Annotated in this window: 19 protein-coding genes and 1 riboswitch; of the genes, 15 read left to right on the plus strand and 4 right to left on the minus strand. The window is 72.2% G+C overall.

All coding sequences use genetic code 11. The features are described 5' to 3' along the window. Positions 1–25 precede the first annotated feature (25 nt). Positions 26–1,144, minus strand: a complete 1,119-nt coding sequence (gene gcvT / locus K2224_RS13270) for a glycine cleavage system aminomethyltransferase GcvT (RefSeq protein ID WP_221906759.1) — start codon at positions 1,142–1,144, stop codon at positions 26–28. 153 nt (positions 1,145–1,297) lie between these two features. Continuing rightward, positions 1,298–1,393: riboswitch (glycine riboswitch) on the minus strand. Between the two features lie 256 nt (positions 1,394–1,649). On the opposite strand from gcvT, the gene K2224_RS13275 reads away from it, so the two are divergent. The 9 genes from K2224_RS13275 to K2224_RS13315 all read left to right on the plus strand — a co-directional run bounded on the left by K2224_RS13275 (position 1,650) and on the right by K2224_RS13315 (position 12,511). Then, positions 1,650–2,360 (plus strand): AAA family ATPase, encoded by a 711-nt coding sequence (locus K2224_RS13275; RefSeq protein WP_221906760.1) that lies wholly within the window; start codon positions 1,650–1,652, stop codon positions 2,358–2,360. Positions 2,361–2,540: 180 nt separating this feature from the next. Continuing rightward, complete coding sequence (locus K2224_RS13280) at positions 2,541–3,386, plus strand: enhanced serine sensitivity protein SseB (RefSeq protein WP_398195143.1); 846 nt, start codon at positions 2,541–2,543, stop codon at positions 3,384–3,386. Positions 3,387–3,609: 223 nt separating this feature from the next. Then, a complete protein-coding gene (locus K2224_RS13285) occupies positions 3,610–4,350 on the plus strand; it encodes an enhanced serine sensitivity protein SseB C-terminal domain-containing protein (protein WP_221909674.1) in 741 nt (246 codons plus the stop codon). A 478-nt stretch (positions 4,351–4,828) separates the two neighbouring features. Then, complete coding sequence (locus K2224_RS13290) at positions 4,829–5,827, plus strand: ABC transporter permease (protein WP_221906761.1); 999 nt, start codon at positions 4,829–4,831, stop codon at positions 5,825–5,827. Between the two features lie 80 nt (positions 5,828–5,907). Then, positions 5,908–7,656, plus strand: a complete 1,749-nt coding sequence (locus K2224_RS13295) for an ABC transporter substrate-binding protein (protein WP_221906762.1) — start codon at positions 5,908–5,910, stop codon at positions 7,654–7,656. A 78-nt stretch (positions 7,657–7,734) separates the two neighbouring features. Then, on the plus strand, positions 7,735–8,745 hold the full coding sequence (locus K2224_RS13300; RefSeq protein ID WP_221906763.1) for an ABC transporter permease: 1,011 nt from the start codon (positions 7,735–7,737) through the stop codon (positions 8,743–8,745). Next, positions 8,742–9,821 carry an ABC transporter ATP-binding protein gene (locus K2224_RS13305; protein ID WP_221906764.1) on the plus strand — a complete coding sequence of 360 codons (1,080 nt, stop codon included), beginning with the start codon at positions 8,742–8,744 and terminating at the stop codon, positions 9,819–9,821. Before K2224_RS13300 ends, K2224_RS13305 begins: the two co-directional genes overlap by 4 nt. A gap of 110 nt (positions 9,822–9,931) precedes the next feature. After that, entirely contained in the window at positions 9,932–11,002 is a 1,071-nt protein-coding gene (locus K2224_RS13310; protein WP_260693453.1) for an ABC transporter ATP-binding protein, read from the plus strand. A 99-nt stretch (positions 11,003–11,101) separates the two neighbouring features. Further along, on the plus strand, positions 11,102–12,511 hold the full coding sequence (locus K2224_RS13315; RefSeq protein WP_221906766.1) for a M1 family metallopeptidase: 1,410 nt from the start codon (positions 11,102–11,104) through the stop codon (positions 12,509–12,511). A 22-nt stretch (positions 12,512–12,533) separates the two neighbouring features. On the opposite strand, the gene K2224_RS13320 is transcribed toward K2224_RS13315, so the two are convergent. Next, positions 12,534–13,178 (minus strand): trimeric intracellular cation channel family protein, encoded by a 645-nt coding sequence (locus K2224_RS13320; protein WP_221906767.1) that lies wholly within the window; start codon positions 13,176–13,178, stop codon positions 12,534–12,536. A 115-nt stretch (positions 13,179–13,293) separates the two neighbouring features. Here K2224_RS13320 and K2224_RS13325 point away from each other — a divergent pair, with 115 nt between their 5' ends. Beyond that, positions 13,294–14,142: a thioesterase family protein gene (locus tag K2224_RS13325; RefSeq protein ID WP_221906768.1), complete on the plus strand. Its 849-nt coding sequence runs from the start codon at positions 13,294–13,296 to the stop codon at positions 14,140–14,142. Between the two features lie 237 nt (positions 14,143–14,379). Here K2224_RS13325 and K2224_RS13330 read toward each other — a convergent pair whose 3' ends face one another. Continuing rightward, positions 14,380–14,649, minus strand: coding sequence for a type II toxin-antitoxin system Phd/YefM family antitoxin (locus K2224_RS13330; protein WP_221906769.1), 270 nt, complete (start codon positions 14,647–14,649; stop codon positions 14,380–14,382). A gap of 109 nt (positions 14,650–14,758) precedes the next feature. Between K2224_RS13330 and K2224_RS13335 the strand changes: the two genes are divergently transcribed. Continuing rightward, positions 14,759–15,928: a cysteine desulfurase family protein gene (locus K2224_RS13335; RefSeq protein ID WP_221906770.1), complete on the plus strand. Its 1,170-nt coding sequence runs from the start codon at positions 14,759–14,761 to the stop codon at positions 15,926–15,928. A 58-nt stretch (positions 15,929–15,986) separates the two neighbouring features. Here the strand turns inward: K2224_RS13335 and K2224_RS13340 are convergent, their stop codons facing one another. Next, complete coding sequence (locus K2224_RS13340; RefSeq protein ID WP_221906771.1) at positions 15,987–16,214, minus strand: hypothetical protein; 228 nt, start codon at positions 16,212–16,214, stop codon at positions 15,987–15,989. Positions 16,215–16,259: 45 nt separating this feature from the next. Between K2224_RS13340 and mnmA the strand changes: the two genes are divergently transcribed. The 4 genes from mnmA to K2224_RS13360 all read left to right on the plus strand — a co-directional run bounded on the left by mnmA (position 16,260) and on the right by K2224_RS13360 (position 20,489). Then, entirely contained in the window at positions 16,260–17,426 is a 1,167-nt protein-coding gene (mnmA, locus tag K2224_RS13345; RefSeq protein ID WP_221906772.1) for a tRNA 2-thiouridine(34) synthase MnmA, read from the plus strand. Positions 17,427–17,613: 187 nt separating this feature from the next. Further along, positions 17,614–18,342, plus strand: a complete 729-nt coding sequence (locus tag K2224_RS13350; protein ID WP_221906773.1) for a VC0807 family protein — start codon at positions 17,614–17,616, stop codon at positions 18,340–18,342. 187 nt (positions 18,343–18,529) lie between these two features. Then, positions 18,530–19,894 carry an NADP-specific glutamate dehydrogenase gene (gene gdhA, locus K2224_RS13355; RefSeq protein ID WP_221906774.1) on the plus strand — a complete coding sequence of 455 codons (1,365 nt, stop codon included), beginning with the start codon at positions 18,530–18,532 and terminating at the stop codon, positions 19,892–19,894. A gap of 52 nt (positions 19,895–19,946) precedes the next feature. Then, a complete protein-coding gene (locus K2224_RS13360) occupies positions 19,947–20,489 on the plus strand; it encodes a TIGR00730 family Rossman fold protein (RefSeq protein ID WP_221906775.1) in 543 nt (180 codons plus the stop codon). Positions 20,490–20,500: the final 11 nt, after the last annotated feature.

Raw genomic sequence — 20,500 nt, forward strand, 5'->3', positions numbered from 1 at the left:
ACCGCGGACGGCCCGGCGCCGGCCGCTACTTCTGCCGCTTGTAGAAGGGCAGCGCGACGACCTCGTACGGCTCGTGGGTGCCGCGGATGTCCACCCGGACGCCCTCGGTGCCCGGTGCGGCGTGCGCCGCGTCGACGTAGGCCATGGCGATCGGCCTGCCGAGGGTGGGGGAGGGCGCCCCCGAGGTGACCTCGCCGATCACCGTGCCGTCGGCGTCGACGACCGGGTAGCCGGCGCGCGGCACCCGCCGGCCCTCGGCGAGCAGGCCCACCAGCTTGCGCGGCGGGTCCTGCTCGGCGCGCCCGGCGGCCGCCTCCAGCGCCGCGCGGCCGACGAAGTCGCCCTCCTTCTCGAACTTCACGACCCGGCCCAGGCCCGCGTCGAACGGCGTGAGCGCGGTGGTCAGTTCGTGTCCGTACAGCGGCATCCCCGCCTCCAGGCGCAGGGTGTCGCGGCAGGACAGGCCGCACGGGACGAGGCCGACGTCCCGGCCCGCCTCGGTCAGCGCCTCCCACAGCGCGACCGCGTCGGCCGGTCGGACGAACAGCTCGAAGCCGTCCTCGCCGGTGTAGCCGGTCCGGGCGATCAGCGCCTCGACGCCGGCGACCGTGCCGGGCAGGCCGGCGTAGTACTTCAGCCCGTCCAGGTCGGCGTCGGTCGTCTTCTTGAGGATGCCGGGGGACTCCGGGCCCTGCACCGCGATCAGCGCGTAGGCGTCCCGGTCGTCGCGGACCGCGGCGTCGAAGCCGGCCTGCCGCCCGGCCAGCGCGTCCAGCACCACCTGGGCGTTGGAGGCGTTGGCGACGACCATGAACTCCTGGTCCGCGAGCCGGTAGACGATCAGGTCGTCGAGGATGCCGCCGTCCGCACGGCAGATCATGGTGTAGCGGGCCCGGCCGACCTTCAGGGCGCCGATGTTGCCGACCAGCGCGTGGTCGAGCAGGGCGCCGGCCTGCGGGCCGGTGACGGTGAGCTCGCCCATGTGGGAGAGGTCGAACAGGCCGGCGCGGGTGCGCACCGCGACATGCTCCTCGCGTTCGCTGCTGTAGCGCAGCGGCATGTCCCAGCCGGCGAAGTCGGTCATGGTCGCGCCGAGCGCGCGGTGTGTGGCGTCCAGCGCGGTGCGGCGGGGGGCTTGTGTCATCGTTCCGGGCTCCCAGGCATGGGTGACAAGACGGTCTCCCCATCTGTCATCGGAACCTGAGAGGTTCACCGGGAGCCCGCGGACGGGCCCGGTTTGCACCTTGGGTGGAGCCGTTCCCGGTCGGCCGGGCGGGGGCTCGCTTTTCAGATCTGCCTCGCCCGTGCGGTATAGGGGCCTGAGAGATTCAAGGGAGGACTTGCTCCTTCGGCGCCCCGCCGTGGCGGCCGGGGACTCTCCCGCGCGGGTTCAAGCGGCCGGTATGGAGTTGGCTGGCTGCGCACGAGTGACCAGTGGTGTGCCCGTGGCGGCCACATCATTACACGGGATCGCCGGATACAGGAGCCCCGGCCGCCGCTCGGCATCCGGCCGCCCGCCGCACCTAGGGTGCTTCTGACGGATCCGGTGGTGCGCCCGGCCGTCACTTGCTGCTTATTACCCTTTCTTGACACTCTGCGGGCAGGCGGGTTCCCGAACCCGGCCCGATCCGAGGGGGAGGGGCGATCACGTGCACAGTGAAGCGGCGTACGCGACGGGGGCGGGGGCGGCACCGCCGGGGCCCGTACCGGAGGCGGCCCGCCGGACGCGCCCAGCGGCCCGGCCCGCCCGGCCCCGCACCACCGACCTCCGGCTCCGCGCCGGCGCCCGCACCTCCCGCACCCCGCGCACCGCCCTCCGTTTCCCGCCCGGCGACCTCGTCGTGGTCTCCGGGCTGCCGGGCAGCGGCAAGAGCACCCTGATGCGGCGGGTGCTGCCGGAGTGCGACGGCCGCGGCGCCCCGGTGCACCGCCTCGACTCCCAGGACACCCGCGAGCGTTGGGAGCGCGGCCGGCTCCGCCGCCTCCCGTACGCGCTCTACCGCCCGCTGGTCCGGCTCGCGCACTACGGTGCGCTGCGCCGGGCGCTCCGCGCCGGCGGCAGCGTGGTGGTGCACGACTGCGGGACGCTGGCGTGGGTGCGCCGCTGGCTCTCCCGGGCGGCCCGGCGCGACGGCCGGGCGGTGCACCTGGTGCTTCTCGACGTGCCGCCGGAGGCGGCGCTGACCGGCCAACGGGCCCGCGGCCGCGGGGTGTCGAGGTACGCCTTCGTCCGGCACCGCCGGGCGGTGCGCCGGCTCCTCGCACAGGCCGAGCGCTCCCGGCTCCCCGCGGGCTTCGCCTCCGCGGTGCTGCTGGACCGGCCCGCCGCCGGGGCCCTGGAGCGGGTCTCCTTCGGGTGAGACCGCCGGCTTCGGCGCCCGGCGGTCCGCCGGTTAGGGTCTGTCCGGTGGATCGGGGTCGGATGGGTCGCGGCGTCTGGTCCACCGGACAGACCCTTAGGGTCTGATCCACGGGGCGGCCCGCGGGCCCGCCCGCCAGGTTCAGGGGCCGGGCAGCGCGGCCAGTAATGGGTGGGTGAGATGAACTATCCGGACGATTACCCGCAGCACGGCGGTGCGGTGCCGGGGCGGATGCCGGACGCGGGGATACCGCAGCCGGCCTGGCCGGCCAACGAGCTGGAGCAGGTGCTGGCCGCGTCGGTCGGGCACCCCGGGGCCGGCGGCCGGATCGTCGAGGTGCTGGGCCGCAGCCCGGTGTGGGTGCCGCTGCCCGAGGGCGGCGGCCCGGACAGCGCCGGCCCCGGGGCGGCCGGCCTGGACCTGCCCACCGTCGAGATCGGCGGCGCCGCCTACGTCCCCGTCTTCAGCTCCGAGCAGGAGTTCCTGAAGGTCGTCGGCACCCACCTGTCGTACACCGTCGCGCCCGCCGTGGAGTTCGCCCGCGGGCTGCCGCCGATGCTGGGCATCGCGGTCAATCCGGACGGCACCGTCGGCGTCCCGCTGCCGCCGCCCGCGGTGGCCGAACTGTGCCGCAGCGGACGGACGGAACTGGACGGCCCGCAGGCCGCCGGCGCCAGGGTGCGGCTCTTCGAACCGGACTGGCAGGACGAGCCGGTGGACTTCCTGGCCGCCGCCGGCCTGGAGTTCTCCGCCGCCGGCTCGGTGCTCGCCGCCCGGCGCGCGCTGGCCAGCGTCGAGGGCGACACGCCGGCACTCTTCGTGGGCGTGCAGCTGGACGTCGTCCCGGAGCGGCTCTACGACGGCAGTGCCCGCGACGAGGTGCTCGCGGCGCTGGGCCGGGCGCTGGGCCGGGTGCCGGTGCCCTGGTCCGTCCAGCTCGTGCTGCTCGACGTCGCCCAGGGCGACCCGGTCGCCGACTGGATGCTGGAGCGCGTGCGGCCTTTCTATACCCGCGACCACTCGTAGGGCGTGTCCGATGAGGCAGGGCCGGACAGGTCGCGGCGCGGGGCCCCTCCCGGCGTTGGCTGGGGGAGTGCCGTGCCAGGCGCCGCGACCCCGACCCTGACCCATCGGACACGCCCTAAGCTGGTGCAGCGACGGGCGGGCGCAGGCCCTGCCGGGAGAAGGGACGGACCACGTGAGCGCGGGTGCCCATCAGGGAGCGGCGGCGGCCGACCACGTCGAGCAGATGCTCCGGCAGGTCACGCCCGGGCGCTACGACGCCTACGAGGCGCTGCTTCAGGCCCTCGCGCACGGGCAGGTCTGGATGCTCCTGTGGCACGGCCGGGCCGGCCAGCCCGACGCCCAGTACGGCAACATGGAGGTCGACGGGCTGGGCTACGCCCCCTGTGTGACCTCCGCCGCCGAACTCGCCGCCTCCGGCTGGACCCGCGACCACGAACTCGTCGGCGGCCCCGAGATCGCCGCCTCCCTCTTCCCCGACCGCTGGGGCCTGTGGCTGAACCCGCACGCACCCGGCGGCGGCATCGGCATCCCCTGGCTCGACCTGCGCCGGATCGCCGCCGGCCTGGACCGGCTGCCCGCCGGGCCGCTGCGGATCTCCGAACCGGTCGTCGACATCCCGCAGTTCTACGCCCTGCTCGCACAGAACGCCCACCACACGCCCCCGGTGCGGTCGTTGCGCCGGGCCTGGGTCCAACCCGCCCTCGGCGCCCCGTATCTGGCGATCGGGCTGGACCTCTACGACACCGGGCAGCCCTCGGTGGACGCCGCCCGGCTGATGATCCAGCAGTCGATGGGTGCCGTACCGGACGGCCTGCCGGTCTCCACGGTCGCCATGAACGACGAGTACGACCCGGTCGGGATGTGGATGCGGGCCTGCGCCCGCCCCTTCTTCGACCGCGACGGCTACGCCCCGCCGCCCGCCCCCGGGCCCACCTACGGCTACGGCCACCCGCGCCCCTACTGATCCCCACGGGTCCCCACGAATCCCCCCGGATCCCGCCGATCCGTACCGATCCCGTCGATCCGCACCCTTCCCCGCAGCCGGCCGCGGGGGCCTCGCGCACCGTCCGCCTCGCGGTGAATTCCCCCCGTCCGCCCGGCAGTTGAGGGCCCGGGCGCCCGCCTCGCGCACCGCTCAGTCCGCACCGTTGTTCGTATAACGGAAGGCTGCGGGCCACATCACAGTTGCGCATCCTTTCCTCGTCAGGGCTGGTGAGTGATCGCGGCTCGGATGAAGACTCCCGGCATCGAGGACCTCGGTCCTTTGTACGAGCGTCATCCGCCACCGGAGTCCTGCGCATCCCTGAGTCGTTCCGCAGGGCCAACTCCCGTGCGAACCGGAGCAGATGGCGGCAGGGGAACACCAGTGAGGTAGCGACAGGCCGCCGCCGCGGCCGGGCACAGGGCCGGGCTCCGTCGGCCGGGAGGGGTTCTGAGGCACCGTGACCGCACCGATCGAGACCACCGGGGCGGCTGCCGAGGCGCAGCCGGAGGCGGTGCTGCAGGGCATGGAGAGCAAGCGGATCGAGGGGCGCTCGCTCGGCCGGATCGCATGGCTGCGGTTCCGCCGCGACAAGGTCGCGATGGCGGGTGCCGTCGTTGTCATCCTCCTCATCCTGGTAGCCGCGCTCTCCCGGCCGCTGCAGCACCTGTTCGGCCTGGACCCGAACCAGCCGCACCAGGACCTGATCGACCCCAACACCACGCTCCCCAAGGGGGACTTCGGCGGGATGAGCGCCGACCACCTGCTGGGCGTGGACCCCAAGTTCGGCCGTGACCTGCTCTCCCGCATCCTGGAGGGCTCGTGGGTGTCGCTGCTGGTGGCCTTCGGCGCGACGCTGCTGTCGGTGGCCATCGGCACCGTCCTCGGCGTGGTCGCCGGCTTCTACCGCGGCCGGGTGGACGCCTTCATCAGCCGCATGATGGACGTCTTCCTGGCGTTCCCGCTGCTGCTGTTCGCCATCGCGATCTCCGCGTCGCTGCAGGGCGGCGCGTTCGGCCTGGACGGCCTGCCGCTGCACATCTCGGTGCTGATCTTCGTGATCGGTTTCTTCAACTGGCCCTACATGGGCCGGATCGTGCGGGCCCAGACCCTGTCGCTGCGGGAGCGGGAGTTCGTCGCCGCCGCCCGCGGCCTGGGCGCCCGGGGGCCGTTCATCCTCTTCCGGGAACTCCTGCCCAACCTCGTGGGACCCGTCATCGTCTACTCGACGCTGCTGATCCCCTCCAACATCCTCTTCGAGGCGGCGCTGAGCTTCCTGGGTGTCGGCATCCAGCCACCCCAGTCGTCCTGGGGCGGCACGCTGACCCAGGCGGTCAAGTACTACGAGGTCGACCCCCAGTACATGATCGTCCCCGGCCTCGCGATCTTCGTCACCGTGCTGGCGTTCAACCTGCTCGGTGACGGCCTGAGGGACGCGCTGGACCCGCGCAGCCGCTGACCGGCCGCCGACCCCGGACACCTCACATCCTGCCGTTTCGAACTGACGTTTCTCGACGAACGAAGGGGACACCGAGCATCATGCGCAGGTCACTTCCGGTCGCGACTGTCGCGGCCATCACCAGTGCGGGCCTCCTGCTGGCCGGCTGCGGCGGAAAGGGCTCCTCCGACAGCTCGGCCGGAGCCAACGCCGCCACCAAGAGCGTCGTCAACGCCTCGGACGACAAGGGGGGCACCGTCACCTACGCGATGAGCGACGCCCCCGAGTCGTTCGACCCGGGCAACACCTACTACGCCTTCGTCTACAACTTCAGCCGCCTGTACGCCCGTCCGCTCACCACCTTCAAGCCGGGCCCCGGCGCCAAGGGCAACGAGCTGGCCCCGGACCTCGCCGAGTCGCTCGGCAAGTCCAGCGACGGCGGCAAGACCTGGACGTACAAGCTGCGCAAGGGCGTGAAGTTCGAGGACGGCACCCCGGTGACCTCCCAGGACGTCAAGTACGCGGTGGAGCGCAGCAACTTCGCCCGCGACGTCCTCTCGCTGGGCCCCAACTACTTCCAGCAGTTCCTGGTGGACAACGACGGCGGCTACAAGGGCCCGTACAAGGACAAGAGCAAGGAAGGGCTCAAGTCCATCGAGACGCCCGACGCCCAGACGATCGTCTTCCACCTGAAGAAGGCGTTCGCCGAGTTCGACTACCTCGTCAGCGCCCCGCAGACCGCGCCGGTCCCGCAGGCCAAGGACAAGGGCGCGGACTACACCAAGTCGGTGGTCTCCACGGGCTCGTACAAGTTCGCGAGCTACCAGGAGGGCAAGCAGCTCACTCTGGTCCGCAACCCCCAGTGGTCCGCCGCGAACGACCCGCTGCGCAAGCAGCTGCCGGACAAGATCGTCCTCAACCTCAAGGTCGCCCAGTCGACCATCGACAAGGACCTCCAGTCCGGCAACACCCTGGTCGACATGGCCGGGCGCGGCGTGGACGGCCAGACCCAGGCCCAGCTGCTGACCGACCCCAAGGAGAAGTCCAACACCGACAACGCGCTCGGTCAGCGCCTGGTCTACACCGCGATCAACACCAAGGTCGCGCCGTTCGACAACGTCGAGTGCCGCAAGGCCGTCGAGTACGCCGTCGACAAGAAGGCCGTGCAGACCGCGCTGGGCGGCCCGATCCGCGGTGACATCGCCTCCACGGTCCTGCCGACGGACCTCGCCGGCTACCAGAAGTTCGACCAGTACCCGCAGAAGTACGACGGGGACAACCTGGACCTGACCGAGGCCAGGGCGCACTGGAAGAAGTGCGGCGCGGGCAACGTCACCACCACGATCCTGGCCCGCAACGACCGCCAGGACGAGATCGACGCGGCCACCTCGGTGATCGGCTCACTGAAGAAGATCGGCATCAACGCCAAGATCCAGTCGTACCCGACCAGCAAGTACTTCTCGGACTACGCCGGCGTGCCGGCGTTCGACAAGTCCAACAACGTCGGCCTGATGATGATGCAGTGGGGCGCCGACTTCCCGACCGGCTACGGCTACCTCCAGCAGATCCTGCACGGCAAGGCGATCAGCCAGTCCGGCAACAGCAACCTCTCGCAGCTGGACGACCCCGAGATCAACAACCTCCTCGACACCGCCATCGCCAACCCCGACCAGGCGGCCCGCGAGAAGGCGTACGGGGACATCGACCGCAAGGCGATGGAGCAGGCGGCGATCGTCCCGCTGACCTACTTCAAGGTCCTGCTCTACCGCTCGCCCAAGGCCACCAACATGGTGTCCAGCTCGGCCTGGAGCGGCGAGTACGACTACCTCAACATCGGCGTCAAGAAGTAGCAGCCCTGGAAGGCAGGTGAAGGCATTGGTGCCCGCGGGCCGGTCGCTCCCGGCCCGCGGCACCGGCGCCGCATCCCCGTGTTCTCGTACATCATCCGCAGGTTGATCAGCGCGGTGATCCTGCTGCTGATCGTCAGCGCGGTCACCTTCGGCATCTTCTTCCTGCTGCCGAAACTGGCCGGGCAGTCCACCGACCAGCTTGCCCAGCAGTACATCGGAAAGGCCCCCACGCCCGCGGACATCGCCGCGGTGAAGCAGAACCTCGGCCTGGACAAGCCCGTGTACGAGCAGTACTGGGACTTCCTCAAGGGCATCTTCGTCGGCGTCGACTACAAGTTCGGGCCCGAGGCGGCCAAGTGCCATGTGCCGTGCTTCGGTTACTCCTTCAAGACCCATCTGGAGGTCTGGCCGGAGATCCAGTCCCGGCTCCCGGTGACGCTGTCGCTGGCCGCCGGCGCCGCGGTGCTCTGGCTCCTCTCCGGCGTCGCCACCGGCGTGCTCTCCGCGCTCCGCCCCGGGTCGGTCTTCGACCGGCTGGCGATGGGCGTGGCGCTGGCCGGCGTCTCGCTCCCGATGTTCTTCACCGGCGCGCTGGCACTGGCACTGTTCACCTACCAGTGGCCCCTCTTCGAACGCAGCGACTACATCCCCCTGCTGGACGACCCGTTGGGCTGGGCGCGCACCCTCGTCCTGCCCTGGGTGACCCTGGCCTTCCTCTACTCCGCGCTCTACGCCCGGCTCACCCGGGCGGGCATGCTGGAGACGCTGAGCGAGGACTACATCCGCACCGCCCGCGCCAAGGGCCTGCGGGAGCGCCGGGTGGTGGTCCGGCACGGCCTGCGGGCCGCGCTCACCCCGATCATCACCGTCTTCGGCATGGACCTGGGCCTGCTGCTGGGCGGCGCGCTCATCACCGAACAGGTCTTCTCGCTCAAGGGAGTCGGGGCCTTCGCGGTCGACTCCATCAACGCCAACGACCTGCCGAACATTCTCGGCGTCACCCTGCTCGCCGCGTTCTTCATCGTCCTGTGCAACCTGGTGGTGGACGTTCTGTACGCCGCCGTCGACCCGCGGGTGAGGCTCACGTGACCGACTCTTCCGAGGACAAGACCACGGCGGGCCAGGCCCCCTCCGCCTTCCTGGAGGTGCGGGACCTGAAGGTGCACTTCCCCACCGACGACGGCCTGGTGAAGTCCGTCGACGGGCTGACCTTCAGCCTGGAGAAGGGCCGGACGCTCGGCATCGTCGGCGAGTCCGGCTCCGGCAAGTCGGTGACCTCCCTGGCGATCATGGGCCTGCACCGGGCCTCCCGCCGGCAGCGCGACACGGTGCGGATGTCCGGCGAGATCCGGCTGGACGGCCAGGACCTGGTCGCCGCCGACCCCGACGAGGTGCGCCGGCTGCGCGGCCGCCGGATGGCGATGATCTTCCAGGACCCGCTCTCCGCGCTGCACCCCTACTACACCGTCGGCAACCAGATCGTGGAGGCGTACCGCGTCCACCACGACGTCGACCGGAAGACCGCGCGCAGGCGGGCCGTCGAGATGCTGGACCGGGTCGGCATCCCGCAGCCCGACAAGCGGGTGGACGACCATCCGCACCAGTTCTCCGGCGGGATGCGGCAGCGCGCCATGATCGCGATGGCGCTGGTCAACAACCCCGAGCTGCTGATCGCCGACGAGCCGACCACCGCGCTGGACGTCACCGTCCAGGCGCAGATCCTGGACCTGATCCGCGATCTGCAGAAGGAGTTCGGCTCGGCGGTCATCATCATCACCCACGATCTGGGCGTGGTCGCCGAACTCGCCGACGACCTGCTGGTGATGTACGGCGGACGGTGCGTCGAACGGGGCCCCTCGGACCAGGTGTTCGCCACCCCGCAGCACCCCTACACGTGGGGCCTGCTCGGCTCGATGCCGCGGATCGACCGCGACCAGACCGACCGGCTGATCCCGGTGAAGGGCTCGCCGCCCAGCCTGATCAACGTGCCGTCCGGCTGTGCCTTCAACCCCCGTTGCCCGTACGCGGACGTCCCTGAGGACGACGTCACCCGCACGGTGCGCCCCGAACTGCAGCAGGTCGACGGCCGGCACTTCTCGGCCTGCCATCTGCCGCGGGAGGAGCGGGAGCGTATCTGGACCGAAGAGATTGCGCCGAAGCTGTGACCGAGACGAACGAGACGAACGAGACGAACGAGACGAACGAGCCGAGCGAGCCGGACGAGCTGAGCGGGACGGCTGAGCCGACCGAGACGGCCGCGGCGACCGAGAAGCCGGTGAAGTCGGTGAAGCCCGGGAAGTCCGAGGCCGCCGGCGAACCGCTGCTGCGGGTCCGCGGTCTGGTCCGGCACTTCCCGATCACCAAGGGCCTGCTCAAGCGCAAGGTCGGCGCCGTCCAGGCGGTCGACGGGATCGACTTCGAGGTCTTCCCCGGCGAGACGCTGGGCGTCGTCGGCGAGTCCGGCTGCGGCAAGTCGACCATGGGCCGGCTGATCACCCGGCTCGACGAACCGACCGGCGGCACCGTCGAGTTCGAGGGCCGGGACATCACCCACCTCTCACCCGGCCGGCTGCGCCCGTTGCGCCGCGACGTCCAGATGATCTTCCAGGACCCGTACGGTTCGCTGAACCCGCGGCACACCATCGGCGGGATCGTCTCCACCCCCTTCCGGCTCCAGGGCGTCGAGCCCGAGGGCGGGGTCAAGAAGGAGGTGCAGCGGCTGCTGGAGCTGGTGGGCCTGAGTCCGGAGCACTACAACCGCTATCCGCACGAGTTCTCCGGCGGCCAGCGCCAGCGCATCGGCATCGCCCGGGCGCTGGCCCTCAAGCCCAAGCTGGTGGTCGCCGACGAGCCGGTCTCCGCCCTGGACGTCTCCATCCAGGCCCAGGTCGTCAACCTCATGGACGACCTCCAGGAGGAGCTGGGCCTGACCTACGTCATCATCGCCCACGACCTCTCGGTCATCCGGCACGTCTCGGACCGGATCGCGGTGATGTACCTCGGCAAGATCGTCGAACTGGCCGACCGGGACGCGCTGTACGCCGCGCCGCTGCACCCGTACACCAAGGCGCTGCTCTCGGCCGTACCAGTGCCCGACCCCCGGCGGCGCACCCAGCGTGACCGGATCCTGCTCAAGGGCGACGTGCCCTCGCCGATCGACCCGCCGTCCGGCTGCCGGTTCCGCACCCGCTGCTGGAAGGCGACCGAGGAGTGCGCCACCACCGAACCGCCGCTGGTCCAGCTGCGGACTGGGCACCAGGTGGCCTGCCACCACCCCGAGGCGGCGGCGGACAACGACCCTTCGGCAGGCGTGAGTTCGGAAGGCCAGGCATCAACTGGCCAGTGACACCTGACGACTTGGTAAAGTCGCTGGTGGAATGGGGCGGGAGAGTGCAGAGTCGGCGCGGATGTTGTCCTCGCATCCGCGTAACCGAAAGGACGGCTCATGGCGCTCTCCCGTTCTGCGCTTCGCTCCTCCCGCTGGCTCGCCCTGGCCACCGCGGTGGCCTCGGCCGCCACCATCGCCGCGGCCCCCGCGGCCAGGCCGGGCGCCCCCGGCATCGGTGACCCCTACTTCCCCCGACTGGGCAACGGCGGCTACCGGCCCCTCCACTACGACCTCGGCGTCAGCTACCACCCCGACTCCGGCCGGCTCGACGGCCGGACGACCGTGACCGCCCGGGCCACCCAGGACCTCTCCGCCTTCGACCTGGACCTCCAGAAGCTGACCGTGGACCAAGTCCTGGTCGACGGCCACCGCGCCGGCTTCTCCAGAACGGGCGACGAACTCGTCGTCCGCCCGGGCCGTTCGCTCGCCCGCGGCGAGCGCTTCACGGTCACCGTCGTCTATCACGGCGTCCCCCAGCCGCTCAGCGGCCCGATCGTCTTCGGTTCGAAGTACGGCTGGATGAAGACCAAGGACGGGGTGTTCGTCGCCTGCGAGCCCAACGCCGCCTCGACGTGGTTCCCCTCCAGCGACCACCCGGACGAGAAGGCCACCTACGACATCCGCATCGACGCCCCCAAGGGTCTGACCGGGGTCTCCAACGGGCGGCTGGTCGGCACCGGCGAGCACGGCGGCCGGGCGTGGTTCCACTGGCGCGAGAACCGCCCGATGGCGCCGTACCTGGCGACCGCCACCATCGGGAAGTTCGACGTGCGCACCGGCACCACCCCCGGCGGCACCCCGATCTACGTCGCCACCGACCCGACCCTGCCCACCGGCAAGGTCGACGTCTACGGCGTCACCGCGGCGGCCACCGACTACTGGTCGAAGGTCTTCGGTCCCTACCCGTTCGAGGAGACCGGCGCGATCGTCGACGACATGCCGGAGGCCGGCTTCTCCCTGGAGGTGCAGTCCAAGCCGGCCTACTCCGCGGTCCGCAACGAGACCACCATCGTCCACGAGCTGGCCCACCAGTGGTTCGGCGACTCGGTCTCGGTCCGGCAGTGGAAGGACATCTGGCTCAACGAGGGCTTCGCCACCTACGCCCAGTGGCTGTGGGCCGAGCACAAGGGCACCGCCACCGCCCACGACGCCTTCCGCAAGGCGTACCAGGGCATACCGGCCGACGACGCCTTCTGGAAGATCAAGGTCTCCGACCCGAAGCGGGACACCATGTTCTCCGGCGCGGTCTACGAGCGCGGCGCGATGACCCTCCAGGCGCTGCGCGAACGCATCGGCGACAAGGCGTTCTTCCAGCTGCTGCCCACCTGGACCGCGCAGCACCGCTACGGCAACGCGGACACCGCCCAGTTCATCGCGCTCGCCGAGAAGGTCTCCGGCAAGCGGCTGGGCGACCTCTTCCACACCTGGCTGGACACCCCGAGCCGGCCCGCACTGCCGGGCAAGTGACCGGCCGGACGCCGGGCCGGCGCTAGCCCTGGCCGGCGTCGGCGCCCTTCCGGCGCCGGTCGCGCAGCTGCTGCGGCCGCGGCAGGTGCAGCCCCAGGTAGAGCGCGCCCATCCGGAGTGCGAACACCAACCCCGCCGAGACCACTGCGGCGGGGTTGGCCCCGGCCCCGAGGCGGTCCATCAGCAGGTAGCAGCAGGCCCCGGCCAGCGCCGCGATGGCGTAGACGTCCTCGCGCAGCAGCAGCGGCGGGAACTCCCCGCACAGCACGTCGCGCAGGACCTCGCCGGCCACGCCCGTCAGCACCGCCAGGATGATCACCGCCAGCGGGGTGGCGCCCGCCGAGATCGCCGCCCGGGCCCCGATCACCGTGACCACGGACAGCCCGACGGCGTCCGCCACCAGCAGCGACTTCCGCGGCAGCAACCAGAAGCGCAGATAGAGGATGGTGCCCACGCCGACGCAGATGATCACCGTCAGCAGCACCCAGTCGTGCGTCCAGTACAGCGGCCGCCGGTCCAGGATCAGATCGCGCAGCGTGCCGCCGGAGATGGACGCGGCGAACGCGAGCACCAGACCGCCGAACGGATCCATGTTGGCGCGGTAGGCCGCCAGCACGCCGCTCGCGGCGAAGGCCGCGACCCCGACCAGGTAGAGCACATGAAGCATGCGGTCATGATGACAGCCGCGGAACCGGGCCCTCCGGCCGAGCTCCCCGCATGCGTCCGTCCGTTCCTTGAAACCGACACTACCGGTCGGTAATAAAGCCGTGTAGCGTGCCGCCATGGCAACGGCGACCGTAGGAAACAGCGAGTTCGACCGCGACACCGCGGTCACCCGGCGCGCCCCGGGCGTCTACGACGCCCACCTCTCCGCGGGCTGGACGATCATTAACGCCGTCAACGGCGGCTACCTCCTCGCCCTGGTCGGCCGCGCCCTCGGCGACGCCCTGCCGCACTCGGACCCGCTCACCGTCACCGCGCACTACCTGACGGCCTCCGCGCCCGGCCCCGCCGTCGTCCGCACCGAGGCGGTGCGCACCGGCCGCACCCTCTCGACCGGCACCGCCCGCCTGGTCCAGTTCGCCGACGACGGCACCGAGGTCGAGCGGATCCGGGTGCTGGCCACCTACGGCGACCTCGCCGCCCTCCCCGACGACGTCCGCACCACCGCCAAGCCCCCGGCCATTCCGCCCTACGAGCACTGCCCGGGCCCGGACAGCGCCCCCGGCGACCGGCCGGCCATCCCCGGCAGCACCGCGATCGCCGGGCGCCTGGACCTCCGGCTCGACCCGGCGACGGTCGGCTGGGCGGTGGGCGCCCCGTCCGGCAACGGCGAGATGCGCGGCTGGTTCGGCCTGGCCGACGGCCGCGACCCCGACCCGCTCTCCCTCCTCCTGACGGTCGACGCGCTGCCGCCCACCGCCTTCGAAATGGGCCTGCGCGGCTGGGTCCCCACCGTCGAGCTGACCTGCCACGTCCGGCACCGCCCGGCCCCCGGCCCGCTCCGGGTGGCCATCACCACCCGCAATCTGGCCGGCGGCTTCCTGGAGGAGGACGCCGAGGTCTGGGACTCCGCCGACCGCCTCGTGGCCCAGTCCCGCCAACTGGCCCGCACGGTCCTGGCACCGTAGGGCCCGCCGCGACGCCGCCGCCTGCCGGCCGCTGTCCGAAGGCGCCCGGGAGATCTCCGGCCGGGCCCGCGGATCCGGTCGCGCCCGCCGCGCGAACTCCCGCAGCACCACGGCCGGTTCGCCCGGTGCGTCCTCCTGCACCGGCACGGTGGCCTCCCGTAGCGCCCGGCCGCCTCGTGGGAGGTCGGCTCGTGCGGTCGACGTGGACGACGGTGATCGTGACGGTGGAGTCGTTGATCAGTTGATCTCGTAGCTCACTCGTGCCCCAGGCCGAGGCGGGCGCGCTTGGTGATGCGGCACGGTGCGGGCGGTGCCGGCGGCCTCCCGGGCGAGGTACTCGGAGAGTGCGAGAGCGTCTTCGAGGTCCGCCGGCTCCTGGGGGTTCATCAACACTGCGGCGGGCTGGCCGCGATCGGTGATGGTGATGCGCTCGCGGGCGAGCGCGGTCCGGCGGACGAGCGAGCCGAAGTCGGCCCGCGCCTCTGTCGTCGCGTAGGTGTCGGCCATGCACAGAAGTGTGCGGTTCTGTCGATTCCTCTCGCCAGAGCGTGCGCCCCGGCAAGTGCGCCCCCGCGCGGGGCACGCGCCCCGGAGTGGCTCGTAGAATCAGCGCACCATGGTTTACCTCGACCACGCCGCCACCACTCCGATGCTCCCGGAGGCGGTGCAGGCGATGACCGCCCAGCTGACCGTCACCGGCAACGCGTCCTCCCTGCACGCCGCCGGCCGCCGGGCCCGGCGCACCGTCGAGGAGGCGCGGGAGTCGCTCGCCGCCTCCCTGGGGGCGCGGCCCAGCGAAATCGTCTTCACGGCGGGCGGCACGGAGGCCGACAACCTCGCGGTGAAGGGGCTGTACTGGTCCCGCCGGGCGGCCGATCCGGCCCGCACCCGGGTCCTCGTCAGCCCCGTCGAGCACCACGCCGTCCTGGACGCCGTCGAGTGGCTCGCCGAGCAGGAGGGCGCCACCGTCGACTGGCTGCCCGTCGACGGCCACGGCCGGGTGCACGCCGACACGCTGCGCGAGGCGATCGCCCGCAACCCCGCCGATGTCGCCCTGGCCACCGTCATGTGGGCCAACAACGAGATCGGCACCGTCCAGCCGATCCGCGAACTGGCCGAGGTGGCAGCGGAGTTCGGCATTCCGCTGCACTCCGACGCGGTGCAGGCGGTGGGTCAGCTGGACGTCGACTTCGCCGCCTCCGGGCTGGCCGCGATGACCGTCTCCGGCCACAAGATCGGCGGCCCGTACGGCATCGGTGCGCTGCTGCTGGGCCGCGAGCACGCTCCCGTGCCCGTCCTGCACGGCGGCGGCCAGGAGCGCCAGGTCCGCTCCGGCACCCTCGACACCCCCGCCATCGCCGCGTTCGCGGCGGCCGGCCGGCACGCCGTGGCGCACCGCGAGGAGTTCGCCCGCGAGATCGGCGCGCTCCGCGACGACCTGATCAAGGCGGTGAGGGCGGCCGCCCCCGACGCCATCCTGGGCGGCGACCCGGACCCGGCCGGCCGGCTCCCGGCCAACGCCCACTTCACCTTCCCCGGCTGCGAGGGCGACTCCCTGCTGCTCCTGCTGGACGCCCAGGGCATCGCCTGCTCCACCGGCTCCGCCTGCACCGCCGGCATCGCCCAGCCCAGCCACGTCCTGCTGGCCACCGGCATGTCCCAGGACCTCGCCCGCGGCACCCTGCGCTTCTCGCTCGGCCACACCTCCACCGCCCAGGACGTGGCGGCTCTGGCCGAGGTCATCGGCCCGGTCGTCGAGCGCGCCCGGGGCGCGGGGCTGAGCTAGGGCGCTGCCGACGGGTCTCCGTGGCAGAAGGGACGGCGCCCTGGCCGCCGCCGACGGGTCACGCCCGGGGCGCCGGGCGGCGCGGTTCCGCGCGGACCAGGGTCAGACAGCGGTCCCGGCGCCGGGCGCCGCGTGAGGAGCCGGGCGCCTCCCGGCGCGCTGCCGTCCCGCCCTCGTCCCGCCCCTCGTCCTGCTCCCCGTACGTGGGCCGCCACGCCGCCCGCGCGCCGTCCGCCGCCGCCGTCGTCTCCGCCACGCCCGCCACCTCCTCCACGGCGTCCTCCACAACGCTTTCCGGGCGTTCTCCGGTTCCGTCTACTCTGGAGGGGTTATGACTGATGCCGCCGCCCCCCGCCGCCTCCGCGTCCTCGCCGCCATGTCCGGCGGGGTGGACTCCGCCGTCGCCGCGGCCCGCGCCGCCGAGGCGGGCCACGACGTCACAGGTGTCCACCTCGCACTGTCCGAGAACCCCAAGTCCTTCCGCACCGGGGCCCGCGGCTGCTGCACCATCGAGGACTCCCACGACGCCCGCCGCGCCGCCGACGTGATCGGCATCCCCTTCTACGTCTGGGACCTCGCCGAGCGTTTCCGCGAGGACGTCGTCGAGGACTTCATCGCCGAGTACGAGGCCGGCCGCACCCCGAACCCGTGCCTGCGCTGCAACGAGAAGATCAAGTTCGCCGCCCTCCTGGACAAGGCGCTCGCCCTCGGCTTCGACGCGGTCTGCACCGGCCACTACGCCCAGGTGATCGTGAACGACGACGGCGCCCGTGAGCTGCACCGCGCCACCGACATGGCCAAGGACCAGTCCTACGTCCTCGGCGTGCTCGACGACCGCCAGCTGGCACACGCGATGTTCCCGCTCGGCGACACCCCGACCACCAAGGCCGAGATCCGCGCGGAGGCCGCCCGCCGCGGCCTGTTCGTCGCCAAGAAGCCCGACAGCCACGACATCTGCTTCATCGCCGACGGCGACACCCAGGGCTTCCTCGCCAAGCGGCTGGGCACCGCCGAGGGCGCCATCGTCGACGAGTCCGGTGCGAAGCTCGGCACCCACGACGGCGCCTACGGCTTCACCATCGGCCAGCGCAAGGGCCTGCGCATCGGCACCCCCGCCCCGGACGGCCGGCCCCGCTACGTCCTCGACATCTCCCCGGTGGACAACACCGTCACCGTCGGCCCGGCCCGCTCCCTCGACGTGACGGCGCTCACCGCGATCCGCCCCCGCTGGTGCGGCCGCCCGCCGGAGTCCGGCCCGGCCCGGTACACCGCGCAGCTGCGCGCGCACGGCGGCGAGACGGAGGTGACCGCCGAGCTGGTCGGCGGCACCGAGGACGGCGCCGAGCTGCGGGTCGACTTCACCGAGCCGGTGCGCGGCGTCGCCCCCGGCCAGGCGATCGTCCTCTACGACGGGACCCGGGTCGTCGGCTCGGCGACGATCGCCGGCACCACGCGCCGGTCGGCCGCCGCCGAGGCCCCGCAGCAGCAGGCCGGCTGACCCACCGTCACCCCGCCCCGCAGGCGGTCCCGTCCCGGCGCCCGGGCCAGCCCCGGTGCCGCCCGGGACAAATGTCACGGTCAAGTAGGGACAGTTGGGGCTGCCGGCCGGGTGCCCCCGTGCCCGAGGCTTGGGTCGTCCGCCACGGCGCAGCAGGCGCCGGGACCGGCCCGACTCGGGGGAGACCATGGAGAGCCAGCAGCAGTCCGCCGGAAGCCAGCTCGGCAAGGCCCTGATGCCGCTGGTCGTCGACGCCGGCATACCGATGGCGTCGTACTACGTCCTCGGCAGCGGTTTCGGCATGAGCGACGTGGCCGCGCTGGCCTGGAGCAGCGTGGTGCCGGCGCTGCGCACGGTCTGGGGCCTGGTCCGCGAGCGCCGCGTCAACGCCCTGGCGCTGCTGATGCTCGTCGTCAACGTGGTGGGGCTGGCGACCAGCACTCTCACCGGTGATCCCCGGCTGATGATGGCCAAGGACAGTGCCACCAGCAGCGTCATCGGTCTGGCGATGCTGCTCTCGGCGGTCGCCGGACGGCCGCTGATGAGCGCCGGCCTCAAGCCCTGGGTGACGAAGGGCGGCCCGGAGGGGAACGCCGCCTGGGACCGGCTGCGGGCGCACAGCGCGCGGTTCCGGCGGCTGGAGCGGCGGTTCACGCTGATCTGGGGCGGCGCGCTGCTGACCGACTGCGTGGTCAGGGCCGTCGGCGCCTACGTCCTGCCGGTGCACGTCATGGTGTGGCTGGGCACGGTGCTGACGCTGGTGTCGATCCTGGTGGCCTCGGTGGCGGGCGGCGCCTGCAGCGCCGAGTACATGGGGCGGATGGTCGAGGCCGACATCCGGGACGCGCGCCGGGACGCGTCCGACGGGGCCGGCGACGAGCCGGCCGACGCTGCCGCCGTGCCGGCCGCCGTCTGAGACGGAGCCGCGCGGGAGTTGGGGACATCGCGTACAGGATCGGGCGCGCCGGGCCCCCGCCCTCGATCGGCGGGGCCCGTTGCGCATAAGGTCGGCGATGCGACGGGACAACAGAGCCCCGCGTCGACGGTTCAACGGCGATCCGGACGGCACGCGGCTTTCGTCGGCCACGAAGGGAACGGAAGTCATGTCGACTGTTCACACTGGTGCCACGCGCGGCGGTCCCACCGCCCTGCATGCCGAGCTGGTCCGTCGGAATCCCGGTGAGGCGGAGTTCCACCAGGCGGCCCTGGAGGTCCTGGAGACACTCGCCCCGGTGCTCACCGCCCGGCCGGAGTTCGCCGAGGCCAAGGTCCTGGAGCGGATCGTCGAGCCGGAGCGGCAGATCATGTTCCGCGTGCCCTGGCAGGACGACTCCGGCGCGATCCGGGTCAACCGCGGCTTCCGGGTGGAGTTCAACAGCGCCCTCGGCCCGTACAAGGGCGGCCTGCGCTTCCACGCGTCCGTCAACCTCGGCATCGTGAAGTTCCTCGGCTTCGAGCAGATCTTCAAGAACGCCCTGACCGGCCTGAACATCGGCGGTGGCAAGGGCGGCAGCGACTTCGACCCGCACGGCAGGTCGGACGCCGAGGTGATGCGCTTCTGCCAGTCCTTCATGACCGAGCTGCACCGCCACCTCGGCGAGCACACCGACGTACCGGCCGGCGACATCGGCGTCGGCGGCCGGGAGATCGGCTACCTCTTCGGCCAGTACCGCCGGATCACCAACCGCTGGGAGGCCGGCGTCCTCACCGGCAAGGGCCTGTCCTGGGGCGGCTCCAAGGCCCGTACGGAGGCCACCGGTTACGGCAACGTGCTCTTCACCCAGGAGATGCTCAAGCAGCGCGGCGAGGAGCTCGACGGCCAGCAGGTGGTGGTCTCCGGCTCCGGCAACGTCGCCCTCTACACCATCGAGAAGGCCCAGGCGCTCGGCGCCAACGTCGTGACCGTCTCGGACTCCGGCGGCTGCGTCGTCGACGAGAAGGGCATCGACCTGGCGCTGCTCAAGCAGATCAAGGAGGTCGAGCGCGGCCGGGTCGCCGACTACGCCGAGCGGCGCGGCGGCTCGGCGAAGTACGTCCCCGGCGGCAGGGTCTGGGACGTCGCCTGCGACGTGGCGCTGCCGTCCGCCACCCAGAACGAGCTGGACGCGGACGCGGCCCGGGTCCTGATCCGCAACGGCGTCAAGGCGGTCTCCGAGGGCGCCAACATGCCCACCACCCCGGAGGCGGTGGCGCTCCTGAAGGGGGCCGGCGTCGCCTTCGGCCCCGGCAAGGCGGCCAACGCCGGCGGGGTGGCGACCAGCGCGCTGGAGATGCGGCAGAACTCCGCCCGCGAGGCATGGTCGTTCGAGCGCGCGGAGGGCGAACTCGCCGCCATCATGCGCGGGATCCACGACACCTGCTTCGAGACCGCCGAGCGCTTCGGGCTGCCCGGTGACTACGTCGCCGGCGCCAACATCGCCGGCTTCGAGCGGGTCGCCGACGCGATGCTGGACCAGGGTCTGATCTGACGCCGCCCGTACACCCTACGGGGCGCCGCCCGTGCCCCGTAGGGTGAACGGCATGAACATCTGCGTCTTCTGCTCCGCCGCCGACCTCGACGACCGCTATGTCGTGCCCGCCCGCAAGTTCGCCGAACTGATCGGTTCCAGCGGGCATGCCCTGGTATGGGGTGGTTCGGACACCGGCCTGATGAAGGTCATGGCGGACGGCGTCCAGGAGGCCGGCGGCAAACTGCTCGGCGTCTCCGTGGAGTTCCTGGCGGACAAGGCGCGCGCCGGCGCGGACGAGATGATCGTCACCAAGGACCTCGCCGAGCGCAAGGCGGAGATGCTCGCGCGGGCCGACGCCGTCGTCGTCATGGTCGGCGGCACCGGCACCCTGGACGAGGCGACCGAGATCCTGGAGCTGCGCAAGCACGGGATGCACGACAAGCCGGTGGTCCTGCTCAACACCGCTGGTTTCTACGACGGACTGCAGACCCAGTTCCGGCGGATGGCGGCCGAGGGCTTCCTGCCCGTCGCCCTCTCCGAGCTGGTGTTCTTCGCCGAGGACGGGGTGGCCGCGCTGGCCTACCTGGAGCAGCGGGCGAGCACCCGGGGCTGACCCGCCGCCGG

The sequence above is a fragment of the Streptomyces sp. BHT-5-2 genome, from assembly GCF_019774615.1.
GTDB lineage: Bacteria > Actinomycetota > Actinomycetes > Streptomycetales > Streptomycetaceae > Streptomyces.

Bases quoted from the DNA above. Each gene is read 5' to 3' on its own strand.
- K2224_RS13285 (WP_221909674.1), top strand. From the start codon at position 3,610: ATGCTCCGGCAGGTCACGCCCGGGCGCTACGACGCCTACGAGGCGCTG.
- mnmA (WP_221906772.1), top strand. From the start codon at position 16,260: ATGACTGATGCCGCCGCCCCCCGCCGCCTCCGCGTCCTCGCCGCCATG.
- K2224_RS13335 (WP_221906770.1), top strand. From the start codon at position 14,759: ATGGTTTACCTCGACCACGCCGCCACCACTCCGATGCTCCCGGAGGCG.
- K2224_RS13280 (WP_398195143.1), top strand. From the start codon at position 2,541: ATGAACTATCCGGACGATTACCCGCAGCACGGCGGTGCGGTGCCGGGG.
- K2224_RS13330 (WP_221906769.1), bottom strand. From the start codon at position 14,649: ATGGCCGACACCTACGCGACGACAGAGGCGCGGGCCGACTTCGGCTCG.
- K2224_RS13315 (WP_221906766.1), top strand. From the start codon at position 11,102: ATGGCGCTCTCCCGTTCTGCGCTTCGCTCCTCCCGCTGGCTCGCCCTG.
- K2224_RS13325 (WP_221906768.1), top strand. From the start codon at position 13,294: ATGGCAACGGCGACCGTAGGAAACAGCGAGTTCGACCGCGACACCGCG.
- K2224_RS13320 (WP_221906767.1), bottom strand. From the start codon at position 13,178: ATGCTTCATGTGCTCTACCTGGTCGGGGTCGCGGCCTTCGCCGCGAGC.
- gdhA (WP_221906774.1), top strand. From the start codon at position 18,530: ATGTCGACTGTTCACACTGGTGCCACGCGCGGCGGTCCCACCGCCCTG.
- gcvT (WP_221906759.1), bottom strand. From the start codon at position 1,144: ATGACACAAGCCCCCCGCCGCACCGCGCTGGACGCCACACACCGCGCG.
- K2224_RS13360 (WP_221906775.1), top strand. From the start codon at position 19,947: ATGAACATCTGCGTCTTCTGCTCCGCCGCCGACCTCGACGACCGCTAT.
- K2224_RS13350 (WP_221906773.1), top strand. From the start codon at position 17,614: ATGGAGAGCCAGCAGCAGTCCGCCGGAAGCCAGCTCGGCAAGGCCCTG.
- K2224_RS13295 (WP_221906762.1), top strand. From the start codon at position 5,908: ATGCGCAGGTCACTTCCGGTCGCGACTGTCGCGGCCATCACCAGTGCG.